This window comes from Hydrogenophaga sp., assembly GCF_051860785.1.
In the GTDB taxonomy this organism is placed as follows: domain Bacteria; phylum Pseudomonadota; class Gammaproteobacteria; order Burkholderiales; family Burkholderiaceae_C; genus Hydrogenophaga.
Genome location: NZ_JBIMLB010000004.1, coordinates 67,422 through 85,426, shown reverse-complemented (window position 1 = coordinate 85,426; position 18,005 = coordinate 67,422). Strand labels below are relative to the sequence as shown.

20 protein-coding genes are annotated in these 18,005 nt (G+C 63.6%); 9 read left to right on the top strand and 11 right to left on the bottom strand.

The genetic code is table 11. The features are described 5' to 3' along the window. Positions 1 to 10: 10 nt before the first annotated feature. Positions 11 to 601 (top strand): TetR/AcrR family transcriptional regulator, encoded by a 591-nt coding sequence (locus tag ACTIF6_RS07405; protein WP_439587324.1) that lies wholly within the window; start codon positions 11 to 13, stop codon positions 599 to 601. A gap of 43 nt (positions 602 to 644) precedes the next feature. Here ACTIF6_RS07405 and ACTIF6_RS07400 read toward each other — a convergent pair whose 3' ends face one another. Next, positions 645 to 2,708, bottom strand: a complete 2,064-nt coding sequence (locus tag ACTIF6_RS07400; RefSeq protein WP_439587323.1) for a sodium-translocating pyrophosphatase — start codon at positions 2,706 to 2,708, stop codon at positions 645 to 647. 310 nt (positions 2,709 to 3,018) lie between these two features. Here ACTIF6_RS07400 and ppa point away from each other — a divergent pair, with 310 nt between their 5' ends. Continuing rightward, complete coding sequence (ppa, locus tag ACTIF6_RS07395; protein WP_439587322.1) at positions 3,019 to 3,558, top strand: inorganic diphosphatase; 540 nt, start codon at positions 3,019 to 3,021, stop codon at positions 3,556 to 3,558. Positions 3,559 to 3,562: 4 nt separating this feature from the next. On the opposite strand, the gene ACTIF6_RS07390 is transcribed toward ppa, so the two are convergent. The 6 genes from ACTIF6_RS07390 to ACTIF6_RS07365 are packed head-to-tail and all read right to left on the bottom strand — an operon-like array spanning position 3,563 to position 6,807. Next, positions 3,563 to 3,967, bottom strand: a complete 405-nt coding sequence (locus tag ACTIF6_RS07390; RefSeq protein WP_439587321.1) for a bactofilin family protein — start codon at positions 3,965 to 3,967, stop codon at positions 3,563 to 3,565. 4 nt (positions 3,968 to 3,971) lie between these two features. Then, positions 3,972 to 4,295 carry a hypothetical protein gene (locus tag ACTIF6_RS07385; protein ID WP_439587320.1) on the bottom strand — a complete coding sequence of 108 codons (324 nt, stop codon included), beginning with the start codon at positions 4,293 to 4,295 and terminating at the stop codon, positions 3,972 to 3,974. 9 nt (positions 4,296 to 4,304) lie between these two features. Then, on the bottom strand, positions 4,305 to 4,826 hold the full coding sequence (locus ACTIF6_RS07380; RefSeq protein ID WP_439587319.1) for a bactofilin family protein: 522 nt from the start codon (positions 4,824 to 4,826) through the stop codon (positions 4,305 to 4,307). Between the two features lie 31 nt (positions 4,827 to 4,857). After that, positions 4,858 to 5,286 (bottom strand): bactofilin family protein, encoded by a 429-nt coding sequence (locus ACTIF6_RS07375; protein WP_439587318.1) that lies wholly within the window; start codon positions 5,284 to 5,286, stop codon positions 4,858 to 4,860. A 16-nt stretch (positions 5,287 to 5,302) separates the two neighbouring features. Further along, positions 5,303 to 5,620, bottom strand: coding sequence for a hypothetical protein (locus ACTIF6_RS07370; RefSeq protein WP_439587317.1), 318 nt, complete (start codon positions 5,618 to 5,620; stop codon positions 5,303 to 5,305). 5 nt (positions 5,621 to 5,625) lie between these two features. Then, positions 5,626 to 6,807 carry a GNAT family N-acetyltransferase gene (locus ACTIF6_RS07365; RefSeq protein WP_439587316.1) on the bottom strand — a complete coding sequence of 394 codons (1,182 nt, stop codon included), beginning with the start codon at positions 6,805 to 6,807 and terminating at the stop codon, positions 5,626 to 5,628. Between the two features lie 56 nt (positions 6,808 to 6,863). On the opposite strand from ACTIF6_RS07365, the gene ACTIF6_RS07360 reads away from it, so the two are divergent. Next, entirely contained in the window at positions 6,864 to 8,558 is a 1,695-nt protein-coding gene (locus ACTIF6_RS07360) for an NAD+ synthase (protein WP_439587315.1), read from the top strand. Here ACTIF6_RS07360 and ACTIF6_RS07355 read toward each other — a convergent pair. Next, a complete protein-coding gene (locus tag ACTIF6_RS07355; protein ID WP_439587314.1) occupies positions 8,555 to 9,568 on the bottom strand; it encodes an asparaginase in 1,014 nt (337 codons plus the stop codon). The two genes, ACTIF6_RS07360 and ACTIF6_RS07355, sit on opposite strands and share 4 nt — an antisense overlap. Before the next feature lie 98 nt (positions 9,569 to 9,666). Between ACTIF6_RS07355 and ACTIF6_RS07350 the strand changes: the two genes are divergently transcribed. Continuing rightward, positions 9,667 to 10,005: a P-II family nitrogen regulator gene (locus tag ACTIF6_RS07350; RefSeq protein WP_056274681.1), complete on the top strand. Its 339-nt coding sequence runs from the start codon at positions 9,667 to 9,669 to the stop codon at positions 10,003 to 10,005. Between the two features lie 3 nt (positions 10,006 to 10,008). On the opposite strand, the gene ACTIF6_RS07345 is transcribed toward ACTIF6_RS07350, so the two are convergent. The 3 genes from ACTIF6_RS07345 to ACTIF6_RS07335 are packed head-to-tail and all read right to left on the bottom strand — an operon-like array spanning position 10,009 to position 11,562. Beyond that, on the bottom strand, positions 10,009 to 10,596 hold the full coding sequence (locus ACTIF6_RS07345) for a TIGR00730 family Rossman fold protein (RefSeq protein WP_439587313.1): 588 nt from the start codon (positions 10,594 to 10,596) through the stop codon (positions 10,009 to 10,011). Between the two features lie 18 nt (positions 10,597 to 10,614). After that, complete coding sequence (locus ACTIF6_RS07340) at positions 10,615 to 11,013, bottom strand: diacylglycerol kinase (RefSeq protein ID WP_439587312.1); 399 nt, start codon at positions 11,011 to 11,013, stop codon at positions 10,615 to 10,617. 15 nt (positions 11,014 to 11,028) lie between these two features. Continuing rightward, on the bottom strand, positions 11,029 to 11,562 hold the full coding sequence (locus ACTIF6_RS07335; RefSeq protein WP_439587311.1) for an RDD family protein: 534 nt from the start codon (positions 11,560 to 11,562) through the stop codon (positions 11,029 to 11,031). Between the two features lie 245 nt (positions 11,563 to 11,807). On the opposite strand from ACTIF6_RS07335, the gene ACTIF6_RS07330 reads away from it, so the two are divergent. The 5 genes from ACTIF6_RS07330 (at position 11,808) to ACTIF6_RS07310 (ending at position 17,971) form a co-directional block, all read left to right on the top strand. After that, positions 11,808 to 13,583, top strand: a complete 1,776-nt coding sequence (locus ACTIF6_RS07330; RefSeq protein WP_439587310.1) for an acetolactate synthase 3 catalytic subunit — start codon at positions 11,808 to 11,810, stop codon at positions 13,581 to 13,583. A 113-nt stretch (positions 13,584 to 13,696) separates the two neighbouring features. Next, positions 13,697 to 14,188, top strand: a complete 492-nt coding sequence (gene ilvN / locus ACTIF6_RS07325) for an acetolactate synthase small subunit (protein WP_439587309.1) — start codon at positions 13,697 to 13,699, stop codon at positions 14,186 to 14,188. A 58-nt stretch (positions 14,189 to 14,246) separates the two neighbouring features. Next, positions 14,247 to 15,263 carry a ketol-acid reductoisomerase gene (ilvC, locus tag ACTIF6_RS07320; protein WP_439587308.1) on the top strand — a complete coding sequence of 339 codons (1,017 nt, stop codon included), beginning with the start codon at positions 14,247 to 14,249 and terminating at the stop codon, positions 15,261 to 15,263. A gap of 111 nt (positions 15,264 to 15,374) precedes the next feature. Further along, complete coding sequence (gene pssA, locus ACTIF6_RS07315; protein WP_439587307.1) at positions 15,375 to 16,184, top strand: CDP-diacylglycerol--serine O-phosphatidyltransferase; 810 nt, start codon at positions 15,375 to 15,377, stop codon at positions 16,182 to 16,184. Positions 16,185 to 16,429: 245 nt separating this feature from the next. Continuing rightward, entirely contained in the window at positions 16,430 to 17,971 is a 1,542-nt protein-coding gene (locus tag ACTIF6_RS07310) for a 2-isopropylmalate synthase (RefSeq protein ID WP_439587306.1), read from the top strand. The last annotated feature ends 34 nt before the right edge of the window (positions 17,972 to 18,005 follow it).

Here is an 18,005-nt window from a genome sequence, read left to right as displayed (position 1 = left end):
ATGCCGCTCCATGAAAACCCGGGAATCGTCCACCGCCCCCAGCGCGCAGACCGATCATCACGGTCGCCTGCTGGACGCCATGGCCCTTGTGGCAGCCAGCCAGGGCCTCGCGGCCACCTCGATTGCCGCCGTGGTGGCAGAAGCCGGGGTGTCCAAGCGCACGTTCTACGAGCATTTCACGGGCAAGGACGACTGTTTCCTGGCCCTCTACCGTGCCGCCAGCGGCTCGGCGCTGCGCACCCTGCGCGAGGCGGTCGACCCCACGCAGCCCTGGCAACACCAGGTGGAGCATGCGCTCGGCGCCTACCTGGCGCACCTGGCGTCCGGGCCCCAACTCGTCCGCATGCTGTTTGTCGAAATCCACCACCTGGGCCAACCCGGCGCCGAGGTGCGGCGCGAGGTGATGCAGTCGCTGGCCGACTTCATGCTCCAGACAATCCAGGATCGGCTCGCGCTCACCCCCGACAGGGCCATGGCGGCGGTGGGTGGCATTCACGAGCTGGTGCTGCAGGCCATCGAGCGCGGCGAAGCCGATCACTTGGAGCGCCTGGCTCCGGAGGCCAGTGCGGTGGTTCGTCTGCTCGCGGGCGCGCAAAAATAAAACGGCCCGCTTGTGCGGGCCGTTGAAGCTCAGGTCGAACCGATCAGCCCGCCATGGGCAGCAGCGGCACGATCAGCAGGGCCACGATGTTGATGATCTTGATCAGCGGATTCACCGCCGGACCTGCCGTGTCCTTGTAGGGGTCGCCCACCGTGTCACCGGTGACGGCGGCCTTGTGGGCTTCGCTGCCCTTGCCACCGTGGTGGCCATCTTCGATGTACTTCTTGGCGTTGTCCCAGGCGCCACCGCCCGTGCACATGGAGATGGCCACGAACAGGCCCGTGACGATGGTGCCCATGAGCAGGCCACCCAGCGCCTTGGGACCGAGGAACACGCCCACCAGAATCGGCACCACCACCGGCAGCAGCGAAGGAATCACCATTTCCTTGATGGCTGCGGTGGTCAGCATGTCGACCGCCTTGCCGTATTCGGGCTTGGCCGTGCCTTCCATGATGCCGGGGATCTCCTTGAACTGGCGGCGCACCTCCACCACCACCGAACCGGCGGCGCGTCCCACGGCCTCCATGGCCATGGCGCCGAACAGGTAGGGGATCATGCCGCCGATGAACAGGCCGATGATCACCATCGGGTCGCTCAGATCGAACTTCACCTGGTGCCCATAGGTTTCCAGCTTGTGGGTGTAGTCGGCAAACAGCACCAGCGCGGCCAGGCCTGCGGACCCGATGGCGTAGCCTTTGGTCACGGCCTTGGTGGTGTTGCCCACGGCGTCCAGCGGATCGGTGATGTCGCGCACGCTGCTGGGCAGCTCGGCCATTTCAGCGATGCCGCCAGCGTTGTCGGTGATGGGGCCGTAGGCGTCCAGAGCGACCACGATGCCGGCCATGCTGAGCATGGCGGTGGCGGCCACCGCGATGCCGTACAGGCCCGCCAGCTGGTAGGACGCAACGATGCCGACGCACACGAACAGCACCGGCCAGGCGGTGGAACGCATGGACACGCCCAGGCCGGCAATGATGTTGGTGCCGTGGCCGGTGGTTGACGCTTGCGCGATGTGCTTGACCGGCGAGTACTGCGTGCCGGTGTAGAACTCGGTGATCCAGACCAGAACGGCCGTGAGCACCAGGCCCACGGCGCAGGCGCCGAACAGGCGCAGCTGGCTGCCGGTGGCGGTGATGGCGTTGTCCGGCATGATCCACGCCGTGACGAACCAGAAGGCGATGAGCGAGAGCACGCCGGCAATCGCCAGGCCCTTGTACAGCGCGGGCATCACGTTCTTCATGCCCGGGCTGGCCTTGACGAAGAAGCAACCCACGATGGACGCCAGGATGGACACGCCACCCAGCACCAGCGGGTACAGCACGGCCTGCATGGGCGCGGCAGCGACCATCAGTGCGCCGAGCACCATGGTGGCGATCAGCGTGACCGCATAGGTCTCGAACAGGTCGGCTGCCATGCCGGCGCAGTCGCCCACGTTGTCACCCACGTTGTCGGCAATCACCGCCGGGTTGCGGGGATCGTCTTCCGGGATGCCGGCTTCCACCTTGCCCACCAGGTCGGCGCCCACGTCAGCACCCTTGGTGAAGATGCCGCCGCCCAGCCGCGCGAAGATGGAAATGAGCGATGAGCCAAAGGCAAAACCGATCAGCGGATTGATCAGCGTGGCCAGGTTCTTGTCGGGCGTCAGGTTGCCGTTGCCCGCCAGGAACCAGAAAAAGCCCGCCACGCCGAGCAGGCCAAGCCCCACCACCAGCATGCCGGTGATGGCGCCGCCGCGAAAGGCCACGTCCAGCGCCGGGCCGATGCCTTTGGTGGCGGCCTGCGCAGTGCGTACGTTGGCCCGCACCGAGATGTTCATGCCGATGAAGCCACACGCACCTGACAGCACCGCGCCCAGTACGAAGCCGATGGCGGTGGTGGCGCCCAGGAAGAACCCGATGAGGATGGTGATGACCACGCCGACGATGGCGATGGTCTTGTACTGCCGGGCCAGGTAGGCGGCGGCACCGGTTTGAATGGCCCCGGCAATTTCCTGCATGCGGGCGTTGCCCGCGTCTTGCGAAAGGATCCAGCTGCGGGACCAGAAACCGTAGACGACGGCCACCAGCCCGCAGGCCAGCGCGAATAACAGCGCACTTTGTCCAACCATGAAAGACTCCTGCTTGTTTCAAATGTTCGACTTGGAGGGGGCAACGCCTCCGGGGCTGCCCCCGCTGCGTTGCTTCCTCGCTGCCGGTCGCGCTGCAAGGAGCAGCGCACAAACAGGGCGATTGGCCAACGCATCGAATTTAGCCTCAATCGGCTTAAATGCACGCGCGGTGCGTCGGGAAGTCAGCTTCGAATCAGTAAAATCAGGGTAAATCCTAGGCCGCCGGCTCGCTTTGCGCGACGTTCCGGCCGCCAGGCGGCCAACCGTACGGATGGCGCGCTACCGTTTTCAACCAACCTTTCCCTCGAACATGTCCCTTGACAACGTCACCCCTGGCAAAAACGTCCCGGAATCTTTCAACGTGATCATCGAAATCCCGATGAACGCCGATCCCATCAAGTACGAGGTGGACAAGGAAACTGGCGCAATCTTCGTGGACCGCTTCATGAGCACCGCCATGCACTACCCCACCAACTACGGCTATGTGCCCAAGACGATTTCGGGCGACGGCGATCCGGTGGATGTGCTGGTGATCACCCCGGTGCCGCTGATCCCCGGCGTGGTGGTGCCGTGCCGTGCCCTCGGCATCCTGAAGATGCAGGACGAGGCGGGTGAAGACGGCAAGGTGCTGGCCGTGCCGATCGACAAGATCCTCTCCATCTACACCCAGTGGCAGAAGCCTTCGGATCTGAACCCGATGCGCCTGAACACCATCCAGCATTTCTTCGAGCACTACAAGGACCTGGAGCCCGGCAAGTGGGTCAAGGTGCTGGGCTGGGAAGGCAAGGACGCCGCACACCAGGAAATCCTGGACGGTATCGCCAACTACGAACGCATGCAGAAGGCTTGAAGGATCAACCCGAGGTGGTCCCCAGATCGCCCCGGTATTCGATCTTGCCGCGCACCCGCGCCCTGGGGTGCATGTCGATCAGTTCGTCATAGCTGGCATCTCCCATCAAGGTGGCCGAACCGGTGATTTCCAGTGCCTTGCGCGCGATCACGGTGCCGATCACCTTGCCTTCGATGAACACGTAGTCCGCTTCCAGCCGGGTGTTCTCGATCACCCCGGTGGCGCCCACGTGCAGCGTGCCGCCGGTCTCGAAGCTGACATTGCCCTTGAGGTGGCCGTCGATCTTGATGCCCTGGTCACGGCTGGACTGGAAATGGCCTTCGAAAGCAGATCCCTCAGCGATCAGGCTGGTGATGGCGTTCAGGCGTTCGCTCGGTACGAGCCGCGAGGGGGTTGGCTGGGCATTCATGAGTTCAAGGTTCCTGACGGATCGGTGGGATTTCGGAGGGCGGCAGCGGTGCGGTGCTTGCAGCGGGTTGAGCAGGCATGACGGTGAAGCGAGGCGAGTGCAGGCTGGTCTGCGAGACGCTGAGCATCCACACCGCCACCGCGGCGGCAGCAGCCAGCACCAGCAGCAATGCGAGGCCGTAGCGCCAGAAGGCCCAGGCGAACCAGCGCAGCGCCACTCGCCGACGGCTTACTCGGCGATCGCGCGTCCAGCTCGCGCGCAAAGCCGACTGGCGCAAGGCCTCGGCATCGGGACTCGTGGCGCGGGATTCCGATGGGTCGAGCGGCACGGCGCGTCTTCACAGCTGGCCTGGTGGCAAAGCGCGTTCCAGCGTGGCATTTAGGTCGGCGCCGTTGACCTGGATGCGTCCGTAGCGAATGATGCCCTGCACGCGTGCCGTGTCGTGCAGCGACACCTCGCCCTGGCCCGCATCCAGAATGCCATCGGTCTGGCCCATGACGGAAATCTTCACCGCGGTGATGTCGCCCTTCACGCGCCCGGTCTCGGTGACCACCACCGTGGCCTCGGAACCTTGCGCCTGCGTAAGGTTGCCCTCTACCACGCCGGCGATGCTGCAAGGACCGCGCAACTGGGCATTGCCCGTGAACAGCATGCCCTCGGCGACCATGCTGCGCGAGGGCAGGCCTTCGATGGCGTCTGTCAACACCACCGGCTGCATCTGGGGTGGACTCGCGCTTGCCGTGGGGGACAGGGCATTGCCCACCTGCACCTGGAGCGACTGGCCATAGGGGGGCGACGGATTGGGCGGATACGCGGATCCGGTCGGGTCGAAGTCAGGAATCTGGTATGAATCGTTCATGTCGTTGCTGGTGCTGTGAGCTGTGCGGGCCTCAAGACCGGTCTTTCAGCACAGGAATGTTGCCGCCGAGTTTGAGCGTCTTGAACGGGCCTTGCAAGTTCGCACCTTCATAGAGTTGCAACCGGCGTGCCATCAAGGTGCCGGTGGACACGCCTGTCTTGGACACAAAAGCCATGCCCTGGCATTCCAGGCTGGTGTCGGTCGGGCTGCCGCCGGTGGCGCCGAGCTGGCCGAAAAGATAGAAGTCGTCATCCACCTGCACGCGCCCACGCACAACGCCACCAGTCCAGATGATCAGGCGGCCCCGCACGCGAATGTTGCCAGTGATGGTGCCCTGCACGAGCAAGCCGCCTTCGAATTCGAGATCGCCGCTGAGCACGCTGCCGGCGGCCACCCGGTTGATCACGACCATCGCGATCGGGTCGATGGTGAGGGTGTCCTGCGGCGTTTTGGGTTCCATGTTCAGGCAAGCGGATTCAGCGGTAGATCGCAGCGGCCCAGAACCCTGCAGAGAGCAACAGACTCAGCATGCCGAGACAGGCGAACCACAAGGCATGGCGTTCAAGACGCCGTCGCCACACGCCGGGACGCTGGCGGGGTTTGCCCAGCGACGATGCGCTATGGCCCAGCAGGATCCATTCCTGCCAGCGGGCGGTCAGTCGAGCTTCGCCGCTGGCCAGATTGACGTCGAGTCCTTGTTCGGCCAGACGCTGGGCGTCGAGCTGGCGACCCAGCAGCACCGACAAGGGCGGTCCCACGATCGTCTGGGTGAAAAAGGCGTCCGTGTCGTCCATCCGGCCTAGTTTATAGAAGCAGGGTCGCGCCTGAGCGGGTTGCGAAAGGCCAGGTGGTCCAGGTACTGTTCGATGCCTTGGCCCTCTCGTTCCAGAAAGCGCGCCACGGCATCGGCAAACGATGGATGGGCGAGCCAGTGCGCGCTGGTGGTGGTCACCGGCAGCAGGGCGCGCGCCATCTTGTGCTCGCCCTGGGCGCCGCCTTCGAAGCGCAGGTAGCCATGCTGAATGCACCAGGCCAGCGGCTGGTAGTAGCAGGCCTCGAAATGCAGGCAGTCCACCCGTTCCAGTGCCCCCCAGTAACGTCCGTAGGCCACGCGCCGATCGGGGTCGATCCCGATCAGGCTGCAGGCCATGGGCCGACCGTCGCGCTCGGCGACGAACATCAGCCAGTTCTCGGGCATGGATTGCGCCATGCGCCGGAAGAAGTCGCGGTTTAGGTAGGGCGCGTTCCCATGCTCAAGGTAGGTGCGCTCGTAGCAGCGGTAGAAGAAATCCCAGTCTTGCGGCGAGATGTCGGCGCCGCGCGAACAGCGAAAGCCCACGCCTGCGTCATGCACCTTGCGCCGCTCCTGGCGGATCTTCTTGCGCTTTCCCTGCTGCAGGCTGGCGAGGAAGTGGTCGAAGTGCTGATACAGGCCACCACCGGGATGGTCGTTCTTCCAGTGGAACTGCACCGTGTGGCGCAGCATCAGCCCTGCGTGTTCGGCTGCCGCCACGTCCTGCGGCTGCGTGAAGAGCAGGTGCAGCGAGGACAGGTTCTCCTCCTTCACATGCCCGACCAGGGCGTGCACCAGCGCACGGCGCGCTGCCTCATCCCGTGCCAGCAGGCGGGCACCGGGCACCGGCGTGAACGGCACGGCTACCAGGGCCTTGGGGTAGTAGTCCAGCCCGTGCTGTGCATAGGCGTTGGCCCAGGCCCAGTCGAAGACGTATTCGCCATAGGAGTGGTTCTTCAGGTACATCGGGCAGGCGGCCTGCAATTCATCGCCATGCCAGAGCGTGATGAAGCTGGGCTGCCAGCCGGCCGCTTCGCGCGCACAGCCGCTTTCATGCAGCGCCGCCAGGTACTCGTGGCGCATGAAAGGGCTCGGGTCAGGTTCGTTCGCCAGCAGTGCGTTCCACTGGGAAGGGTCGATGTCCACAGGTGAAGAGAAAACCCGGGTGACATAATCGTTTTCAGTCAAGCAACGCCTCCACCCGCCGCACTTTCGCGGCACGTTCAGCCAGATTTCCAGACCCCATGACTCTCTCCATTTGCGTGGCCCAGCTCAACTTCGTGGTGGGCGACATGGCGGGCAACGCCCGGAAAATCATCGACGCCGCGCAGCAGGCGCATGCCCGTGGTGTCCGGTTGCTGCTCACGCCCGAACTCGCCCTCTGCGGCTATGCGGCCGAAGACCTGTTTCTTCGCCCGGCCTTCATCGATGCCTGTGATGATGCCCTCAAAACCGTGGCCCGTGAGACCGCCCAACTCAAAGGCCTGCACATCGTGGTGGGACATCCCGCGCGATCCCAGGAGGCAGGCGGTCCACGGCGCGAGCGCAGCGTCTCGGTGGCCCATCTGCACAACGCCGCCAGCGTGGTGTGCGAAGGCCGGATCACCCACACCTACGCCAAGCGTGAGCTGCCCAACTACCAGGTGTTTGATGAGCGCCGTTACTTCGTGCCAGGCCATGCGGCCTGCGTGTTCGACGTGACGGGTGAGGATGGGCGGCCGGTGAAGGCCGGGCTGCTGATCTGTGAAGACGCCTGGTTCGATGCGCCTGCGGCGGATTGCAAGGCGGCTGGTGCCGAACTGCTGATCGTCATCAACGCTTCACCGTTCCACGCGGGCAAAGGCGGCGAGCGCGAGGCCACCATGCGTGAACGTGTGCAGGCCACCGGCCTGCCCATGGTGTATGCCCATCTGGTGGGCGGGCAGGACGAGATCGTGTTCGAAGGGCGCAGCTTCGTGCTGGGTGCCGATGGTGCGCTGGCGGGGCGCGCGGTGAGTTTCGAGGAAACCCTGTTCGACGTGGTCTTCGCCCGCACTGGTGCGGGGTGGACGATCACCGCCGACATCGACCGTGCCCACAGCCCGGAGGCCGACCTGTGGCATGCGCTGGTGCTGGGTGTGCGCGACTACCTGGGCAAGAACGGTTTTCCCGGCGCCATCCTGGGCTTGTCCGGTGGCATCGACTCGGCCCTGGTGCTGACGATTGCGGTGGACGCGCTCGGCAAGGACCGCGTGCGCACCGTGATGATGCCTTCGCCCTACACGGCCGACATTTCCTGGATCGATGCGCGCGACATGGCCGCGCGCCTGGGTGTGCGCTACGACGAGATCGCCATCGCCCCGCAGTTCGAAGCGTTCAAGACCAGCCTGGCGCAGGAATTCGCCGGCCTGCCTGAGGACACCACGGAGGAAAACCTGCAGGCCCGCATCCGCGGCACTTTGCTCATGGCGCTGTCCAACAAGTTCGGCAGCATCGTGCTGACCACCGGCAACAAGAGCGAGATGGCCACCGGTTACTGCACGCTGTACGGCGACATGGCCGGCGGTTTCGCAGTGATCAAGGACGTGGCCAAGACCATGGTGTTCAAGCTGGCGCGCTGGCGCAATGCGCACGACCCGTATGGCACTGGCACCAACCCGATTCCCGAACGCATCATCACCCGCCCGCCCAGCGCCGAGCTGCGGCCCGACCAGAAAGACCAGGACAGTCTGCCCGAGTACCCGGTGCTCGACGCCATCATCGAGCGCTACATGGAGAACGACCAGAGTCCCGAGAGCATCGTGGCTGCAGGTTTCGAGCGCGCCGACGTGGACAAGGTGGTGCGCCTGATCCGCATCAACGAATACAAGCGCCGCCAGGCACCCGTCGGCATCCGCGTCACCCACCGAAGTTTCGGCAAGGACTGGCGCTACCCGATCACCAGCAAATACCGAGCCTAGAGCTTCAGCACGGCGCGCATCTCGCCCACCTCGATACCTGCGGCGTTTTTCAACGGCGGCGGAATGAGGCTGGCCAGCGCGGCGCGACTCTCGTCGTCGAGCCAGCCCAGCTGTTCCAGGGCCGATACAAAGGCCACCATCAGCGGTGTGAGTTGCCCGTCGCTGACCTTGGCAGCAATGCCGATGCCCCGGTTGAAGCTGGCCAGGGCCTGAACGCCGTCGGCACCGACTTTGCTGACCCAGTCGCCGCGGCCAGCTCGCATCAGGGCGAGGTCGTTGCGGCCCCGGCCACTGACGAGCTCCGGGTGCCGGCTCATGGCTCGGGCGATGCGCAGCGGGGCATCGCCATAGACCGGATCGGGCTCGGTGAGGGTGAGGCGCGCGAAGCCATGCGCAAGCGCCAGCAGCGGCACGGCAAAGTTGGGCGCGCTGCAGCCGTCGATGCCGCGCACCAGTTGATCGGGCGGTACGCCCGTGAAATGGCCGACGCTGCGGGCGATTTCCTGTTGCACGGGGTGCGACGGATCGAGGTAGTCCGCGAGCGGGGCGCCCAGCGAGTCGGCCAGCAGCAGCATGCCCGTGTGCTTGCCGGAGCAGTTGTGGTGCAGGCGGGAGAAGCGCGCGCCGGGCTCAGGCGTCCTGCCGGTGGCGCCAAAAAAGAAGGGCACGTGGGTACCGCAGGCCAGCGCCGATTCGCTGGCACCGATGCGTGCCAGCAACGAAGCCGCACGCTCCACGTGCATGGGTTCGCCACTGTGGCTGGCGCACAAAAGGGCCACATCCGCATCGTCCAGGTTCAGCCGGTCGGCCGCGCGGGCGATCAGAGGCATGGCCTGGAAGGGCTTGAGTGCGGAGCGGGTGAAAAGCGGCGCACGCACGTCGCCCACACTGGCCAGAAGCCGCCCTTGTGCGTCCACCACCGCCAGAGAGCCGTGGTGCACGTTCTCGGGGTGGCCGCCGCGGAACGCGACGGTGAGGGGTACATGGGCCGGGAGTGAGGTCGATGGCATGGGACGTCTCGATGGAGCAATGTCCGAGTGTACGAACGGGCGAGAGGGCCTTGGGCATAATCGGTTGACCATCCCCGCATCGCCCTGGAGACAAACGCATGAAGCAGATCACCGCCGTCATCAAACCGTTCAAGCTGGAAGAGGTGCGCGAAGCACTGGCCGAGCAGGGCGTGACCGGCCTGACCGTGACCGAGGTCAAGGGCTTCGGGCGCCAGAAGGGTCACACCGAGCTGTACCGCGGCGCCGAGTATGTGGTGGACTTCCTGCCCAAGGTCAAGGTCGAGGTGGTGGTCAAGACCGTGGACGTGGAGCGCTGTGTGGACGCCATCATTCGCGCGGCCCGCACCGGCAAGATCGGTGACGGCAAGATTTTCGTCACCTCGGTCGAGCGCGTCGTGCGCATTCGCACGGGCGAAGAGGACGAAACCGCCGTCTGAGCTTCAGATCGCTTCGATGCGGGCTTCCGGCGCCATGCCGGCTGCCTGCACGAGGTCGGGCAGCAAGGTGGCGATGTCACTGCCGACCCGAATCAGGTCCATCTGCCAGTCGTTCATGAACTGCTGTTCCACGCCGGTGCGAATGAACGTCATCAGGCCGTCGTAGTAGCCCGCCACATTCAACAGGCCCACCGGCTTGTCGTGGTAGCCAAGCTGGCGCCACGTCCAGACTTCGAAGAACTCCTCGAAAGTACCGATACCTCCGGGCAGTGCCAGGAAAGCGTCCGCACGATCGGCCATGAGGCGCTTGCGCTCGTGCATGGTGTCCACCACGTGAAGTTCGGTGCAGCCCTGGTGAGCCCATTCCTTTTCCACCAGCGCCTTGGGAATGATGCCCACCACGCGTCCACCCGCGGTCAGCGTGGCTTCGGCCACGATGCCCATGAGTCCGTTGCGTCCGCCGCCATAGACAAGTTGTCCTCCACGGCTTCCGATCCATTCGCCCACGGTTCGTGCTGCTTCGGCAAAAGCCGGTTCGGTGCCGGGACGAGAACCGCAATAGACACAAAGTGAGAAGGTGGTCGATGTCATGGTGTGAAGTGGAAAAGTTCAGCCCCAGCGTGTCCAGATGGCAGCCAACCACACACCAGCCCAGGTCAGCAGGCTGAGCAGCACGGCCGCGCTGCCCATGTCCTTGGCGCGTTTGGACAGGTCGTGCCACTCCGGGCCGATGCGGTCAATGGCGGTTTCAATGCCCGTGTTCAGCAGTTCCACCACCAGCACAAGCACCACCGAGGCGGCCAGCAGCGCAGTCTCAACCCAGGTCTGGCCAAGCCAGAACGCCAGCGGAATCAACACCAGCGCGGCGACCGCTTCCTGCCGAAAGGCGGTTTCGCCCCAACCGGCACGCAGGCCAGCCAGCGAATAGCCCAAGGCGTGCCAGATGCGTGAGAGGCCGGCGCGCTGCTTCTGGGCATTGACGGGCTCCTGGTAAGGGTGCTGCTTCATGGGGAGAGGAGAGCGTCAGGGTGCCGGGCGGCGCACGGGCTCGGTGGTGTCGTGCACCAGGCGGGTGCCGGCCAGCGCGTCGTGCAGGAACTGCCGCTCCGGATGAAAGCGCGAGAGCAGGGCCCACACCAGCACCCAACCGATCATGAGCACCGAGGTTTCGGCGCCCGATGCGCCCAGTGCTGCCGACAGCGCGAGCGGCGGCAGCAGCCAGAACCAGGACAGCAGGTAACGCAGCAGGGCCCGTGGCTGGGTGACGGCATGGCCTTGCCGGTCGACCACGCGGATGTGCCAGGTTTTCATGGCCAGGGTCTGTCCCTTGGCCCAGAACCACACGAAATAGATGCCGAACACGACGAAAAGAAACCCCTGCCGACCCATGCGGTTTTCCAGCCCATGGCGGCTTTGCGTGAGTGAACTGAACAGGTAGTCGGCGACGAAGACCACGGCGAAGAGCAGCATGCCCTCATACATCCAGCAGGCCATGCGGCGGCGCAGCGGGGGTGCAGTCAGGAGGGTGGGGGAGGAGAGAGCGGTCGGCGCGGTCATGTCCGGCAGATTGTCGCATCGGTACCAAGGCCACCCCCCGCGCCACAAAATTTTGCCGCAGCGCCGCTGGGTGGCGATGTTGCAGTGCGATAATGCGCGTTGCATTCAATCAGGCAAACGGATCAGGGTCCGGCGGGGTATGTGTCCGCCCATGGCCACTGGTCTCAAGTCTCGAAACCATTCCACAAGATCTGGTCTAGAGGCACCCAAGGTTTTTCGTCAGAGAAATTCTCGAAAGGTTCATCATGGAAATCAGCAAGGCCGAACTGGCCTCGGCGGCTGCCGCCAATGGCGCGGGCAGTCAAGAACTCCGCGGCGCAGAAATTCTCATCAAGTCCCTGCAGGCTGAAGGTGTGAAGTACATCTGGGGTTACCCCGGTGGCGCGGTTCTGCACATCTACGACGCGTTCTACAAGCAGGACACCATCCAGCACGTGCTGGTGCGCCACGAACAGGCAGCCGTGCACGCGGCCGATGGCTACGCCAGAGCCACGGGCGACGTGGGCGTGGCTCTGGTCACCTCCGGTCCTGGTGTGACCAATGCCGTCACCGGCATCGCCACGGCCTATATGGACAGCATCCCCATGGTGATCATCACCGGCCAGGTGCCCACGGCCGCGATCGGTCTGGACGCCTTCCAGGAATGCGATACCGTCGGCATCACCCGCCCTATCGTGAAGCACAACTTCCTCGTGAAGGACGCGCGCGACATGGCCATGGTGATGAAAAAGGCCTTTCACATCGCGCGCAGCGGCCGCCCGGGCCCAGTGGTGGTGGACATTCCGAAGGACGTGTCCTTCAACAAGGTGCCTTATCACGGCTACCCCGACTCGGTGGAGATGCGTTCCTACAATCCGGTTCGCAAGGGTCATGGGGGGCAGATCCGCAAGGCCCTGCAACTGCTGCTCGCTTCCAAACGCCCCTACATCTACACCGGTGGCGGCGTGTTGCTGGGCAACGCCACCAACGAATTGCGCACGCTGGTGGACATGCTGGGTTACCCGGTCACGAACACGCTGATGGGCCTGGGTGCCTACCCGGCCACTGACCGCAAGTTCCTTGGCATGCTGGGCATGCACGGAACCATCGAAGCCAACAACGCCATGCAGAATTGCGACGTGCTGCTGGCCGTGGGCGCACGATTCGACGATCGCGTGATTGGCAACCCCAAGCACTTCGCGCAGAACGAACGCAAGATCATCCACGTCGACATCGATCCTTCGAGCATTTCCAAGCGTGTGAAAGTGGACGTGCCGATCGTGGGCGACGTCAAGGACGTGCTGACCGAACTCATCAACATGTTGCGCGAAAGTGCCACCAAGCCGGATGGCAAAGCCCTGGCGGCCTGGTGGGACACGATCGAGACCTGGCGCTCGAGGGACTGTCTGAAATACGACCGCGGCAATCAGGACGTGATCAAGCCGCAGTACGTGGTGGAAACGCTCTGGAACATGACCAAGGACGCCGACGCGTACATCACGTCCGACGTGGGCCAGCACCAGATGTGGGCTGCGCAGTACTACCGGTTCAACGAACCACGCCGCTGGATCAACTCAGGTGGATTGGGCACCATGGGCGTGGGCATTCCCTACGCCATGGGCATCAAGCTCGCCAAACCCGACAGCGAAGTGTTCTGCGTGACCGGTGAGGGTTCGGTGCAGATGTGCATCCAGGAACTCTCCACCTGCCTGCAGTACAACACGCCGATCAAGGTCATGGCGTTGAACAACCGCTACCTCGGCATGGTCCGGCAGTGGCAGGAGATCGACTACGAAGGCCGGTACAGCCACAGCTACATGGACGCGTTGCCCAACTTCGTGAAGCTGGCCGAGGCCTATGGCCATGTGGGCATGCTGATCGAGCGACCACAGGATGTTGAACCCGCCCTTCGCGAGGCGCGCAAGCTCAAGGACCGCACCGTGTTCATGGACTTCCGCACCGATCCGACGGAGAACGTGTTCCCCATGGTCAAGGCCGGCAAGGGCATCACCGAGATGCTGCTGGGATCCGAAGACCTCTGACCCTTCCGCGAAGCAGTGGACGCCCGCTGCTTCATTCCCTTAGACGAATCTATTGTCCGTCGAGCCTGTGCATTACCGTGCACAGGGGAGGGCGGCGAAAAGAGGAATCGCACATGAAACACATCATCGCTGTCCTGCTGGAAAACGAGCCCGGAGCATTGTCTCGCGTGGTGGGCCTGTTCTCTGCTCGGGGCTACAACATCGAGTCGCTCACTGTGGCGCCCACCGAGGACCCCAGTCTCTCTCGCATGACGATCCAGACCGCGGGTTCCGACGACGTCATCGAACAGATCACCAAGCATCTCAACCGCCTTATCGAGGTGGTCAAGGTGGTCGACCTCACCGAAGGTTCGTACACCGAGCGCGAGCTCATGATGGTGAAGGTACGCGCCGTCGGCAAGGAGCGCGAGGAAATGAAGCGCATGGCCGACATCTTCCGGGGTCGCATCATCGATGTGACCGAGAAGAGCTACACCATCGAACTCACCGGTGACCAGGGCAAGAACGATGCTTTTCTGGAAGCCATCGACCGCGGCGCCATTCTCGAAACCGTGCGCACCGGTGCCAGTGGCATCGGTCGCGGCGAACGCATCCTTCGCGTGTAAGAAAATCCACGCGATCCCATCTCTCATCCCGACAACACATTTCAACCGGAGCAATCTCATGAAAGTTTTCTACGACAAAGACTGCGACCTGTCCCTGGTCAAGGGCAAGACGGTCGCCATCATCGGCTACGGCAGCCAGGGCCACGCGCACGCACAGAACCTCAACGACAGCGGCGTGAAGGTCGTCGTTGGCCTGCGCAAGGGCGGCGCCTCGTGGGACAAGGTCGGCAAGGCCGGGCTGAACGTGCTCGAAGTCAACGAGGCCGTCAAATCGGCCGATGTCGTCATGATCCTGCTGCCCGACGAACAGATTGCCGAGGTCTACAGGAACAACGTGGAACCGAACATCAAGCAAGGCGGCTCGCTGGCCTTTGCCCACGGCTTCAACGTGCACTACAACCAGGTCGTGCCGCGCGCCGATCTGGACGTGTGGATGGTCGCGCCCAAGGCCCCGGGCCACACCGTGCGCAGCACCTACGCCCAGGGCGGCGGTGTTCCCCACCTCGTGGCGGTGCACCAGGACAAGTCGGGCAAGGCGCGCGATCTGGCGCTGTCCTATGCCATGGCCAACGGTGGCGGCAAGGCCGGCATCATCGAGACCAACTTCAAGGAAGAGACCGAGACCGACCTGTTCGGCGAGCAGGCCGTGCTGTGCGGCGGTGCGGTCGAGCTCATCAAGATGGGCTACGAAACGCTGGTGGAAGCGGGCTACGCGCCGGAGATGGCGTACTTCGAGTGCCTGCACGAGCTGAAGCTGATCGTGGACCTGATCTACGAAGGTGGCATTGCCAACATGAACTACTCGATCTCCAACAACGCGGAGTACGGCGAGTACGTGACGGGCCCCGAGGTGATCAACGAGCAGTCGCGCGTGGCCATGCGCAACGCCTTGAAGCGCATCCAGAACGGTGACTACGCCAAGATGTTCATCGCCGAGGGGCGCACGAACTACCCGAGCATGACGGCACGGAGGCGCAACACGGCCGAGCACAGCATCGAGGTGGTGGGTGCGCAGCTGCGCGCCATGATGCCCTGGATCGCCAAGAACAAGCTGGTGGACCAGACGCGGAACTGAGCGGCCTGCAAGCGTTCGACAAAGGCCACTTCGGTGGCCTTTTCCGTTTTTGCGACTGCCTTACACTGGCCTTTTCGCTATTCCCGGAATGCCGGGAGAACAAGAGACACCATGCACGACGGCTCTGAATCCCACATGACACCGAGCGAAGAGCGCCCGAAGCGCGTGAAGGGCATCTACATGTTGCCCAACATGATCACGCTGGCCGCGCTGTTTGGCGGTTTCTATGCCGTGGTCATGGCCATGAATGGCCGATACGACCTCGCCACGGTCGGCATCTTCGTGGCCATGGTGCTGGACAGCCTGGATGGCCGTGTGGCCCGGCTCACCAACACGCAAAGCGCCTTTGGTGAGCAGATGGACTCGCTGTCGGACATGGTTTCGTTCGGCGCTGCGCCTGCGCTGATCGCCTACGAATGGACCTTGCGCGACCTTGGGCGCTGGGGCTGGATTGCCGCCTTCGTGTACTGCGCCTGTGCGGCGCTGCGCCTGGCGCGCTTCAACGTCAACACTGCCGTGGTCGACAAGCGCTACTTTCAGGGTTTGCCATCGCCGGCGGCTGCCGCACTGGTGGCTGGCTTCATCTGGCTCATGACCGAGCTGGGCGTTCCTCCGCAGGACGTGACCTGGTTCATGTTCGCCTTGACGCTCTACACCGGGCTGACCATGGTCACCAACGTGCCGTTCTACAGCTTCAAGGACCTGAGCCTGAAGAAGAGCGTTCCTTTCGCTGCCATCGTGCTTGTGGCATTGGGCATCGCAGTGATCAACATCCACCCACCCACGGTCTTGTTCGGCCTGTTCGTGGTCTATGGCCTCTCGGGCTACGCGCTCTACTTCTGGCGCAAATCCAAGGGTCGACCCACCAGCGTGATCAGCACGTCCACCGACGAGCCCGACGAACGTGGCCTGCACGACTGAGGCCTGTGCAGCAGCGAAAGCTCGATCGTTTCTCCCTATCGGCCTCACTTCGCCTTTGTGCTACATTCGTCACCATGTTCCAGATTTCGATTTCGCTACTACTGGGTGTCCGACACGGGCAGGTCTGGTAACGCGCGAGCGATTTCCCACAAAACGGCCCGTTTGCACCTGCAGCGGGCCGTTTTGTTTTGGAACTGCAGGTTTATCTAAGAGCCGCCCACAAGGCGACACACCGGAGCATTGAGATGAGCGACAAACTGATCATTTTTGACACCACCTTGCGCGATGGCGAACAGTCGCCCGGCGCCTCCATGACCAAGGACGAGAAGCTGCGCATCGCCCGTCAGCTGGAACGCCTGAAGGTGGACGTGATCGAGGCAGGTTTTGCCGCCAGTTCCAATGGCGACTTCGATTGTGTGCACGCCATTGCCAACACCATCAAGGATTCCACGGTCTGCTCACTCGCGCGAGCCAATGACCGTGACATTGCCCGGGCGGCTGAAGCGCTCAAAGGCGCGAACCGTGCCCGCATCCACACATTCATTGCCACCAGCGCGCTGCACATGGAGAAGAAGCTCCGCATGACGCCCGATCAGGTGCTGGAGCAGGCGATACAGTCGGTGCGCTTTGCGCGCAATCTGGTGGACGACATCGAATTCAGCCCCGAAGACGGCTACCGCAGCGACCCGGACTTCCTCTGCCGTGTGCTCGAGGCGGTCATCAAGGAGGGGGCAACGACGCTCAATATTCCCGACACGGTAGGCTATGCCGTTCCCGAACTGTACGGCGAGTTCATTCGAAACCTGCGGGAGCGCGTGCCCAACTCCGACAAGGCCATCTGGTCGGTTCATTGCCACAACGATCTGGGCATGGCGGTCGCGAACTCGCTGGCTGGTGTGATGATTGGTGGGGCACGCCAGGTGGAGTGCACGATCAACGGCCTGGGCGAGCGCGCGGGCAACTGTTCACTGGAAGAGATCGTGATGGCGGTGCGCACCCGTCGCGATTACTTTGCTCTCGATGTGGGTGTGGACGCGACCCAGATCGTGCCGGCCAGCCGCATGGTGAGCCAGACCACCGGGTTCGTGGTGCAACCCAACAAGGCCGTGGTGGGGGCCAACGCCTTCGCCCACGCCAGCGGCATTCACCAGGACGGCGTTCTCAAGGCCCGCGACACCTACGAAATCATGCGGGCCGAGGACGTGGGATGGAGCGCCAACAAGATCGTGCTGGGCAAACTCAGCGGGCGCAATGCTTTCAAGCAGCGCCTGCAGGATCTGGGCATCGAGATGGAGTCCGAGAGCGAGATCAACACCGCCTTCGCCGCGTTCAAGGAACTGGCCGACCGCAAGAGCGAGATTTTCGACGAAGACATCCTGGCTTTGTGCAGCGACGAAAGCGTGACGGCGGAGAAGGAGCAGTACGGTCTGGTCTCGCTCAAGCAACGCAGTGAGACGGGTGAACGGCCGCATGCCAATGTGGTGTTCACGGTCGACGGCCACGAGATTCAGGGTGAGAGCGATGGAAACGGGCCAGTAGACGCTTCTTTGAAAGCGATCGAGAACCACGTCAAAAGCGGCGCCGAACTGGTGCTGTATTCGGTCAATGCCATCACAAGTGGTTCGACCGAGAGCCAGGGTGAGGTGACGGTTCGCCTGCAGCACGGTGGCCGGGTGGTCAATGGGGTGGGCGCCGACCCGGACATTGTTGTCGCCTCTGCCAAGGCTTACCTGAGCGCTTTGAACAAGCTGCACAGCAAGGCCGACCGCGTTGCCGCTCAGGGGTAAATAAAGACCTTTGAAATCAAGTACTTGATGAATT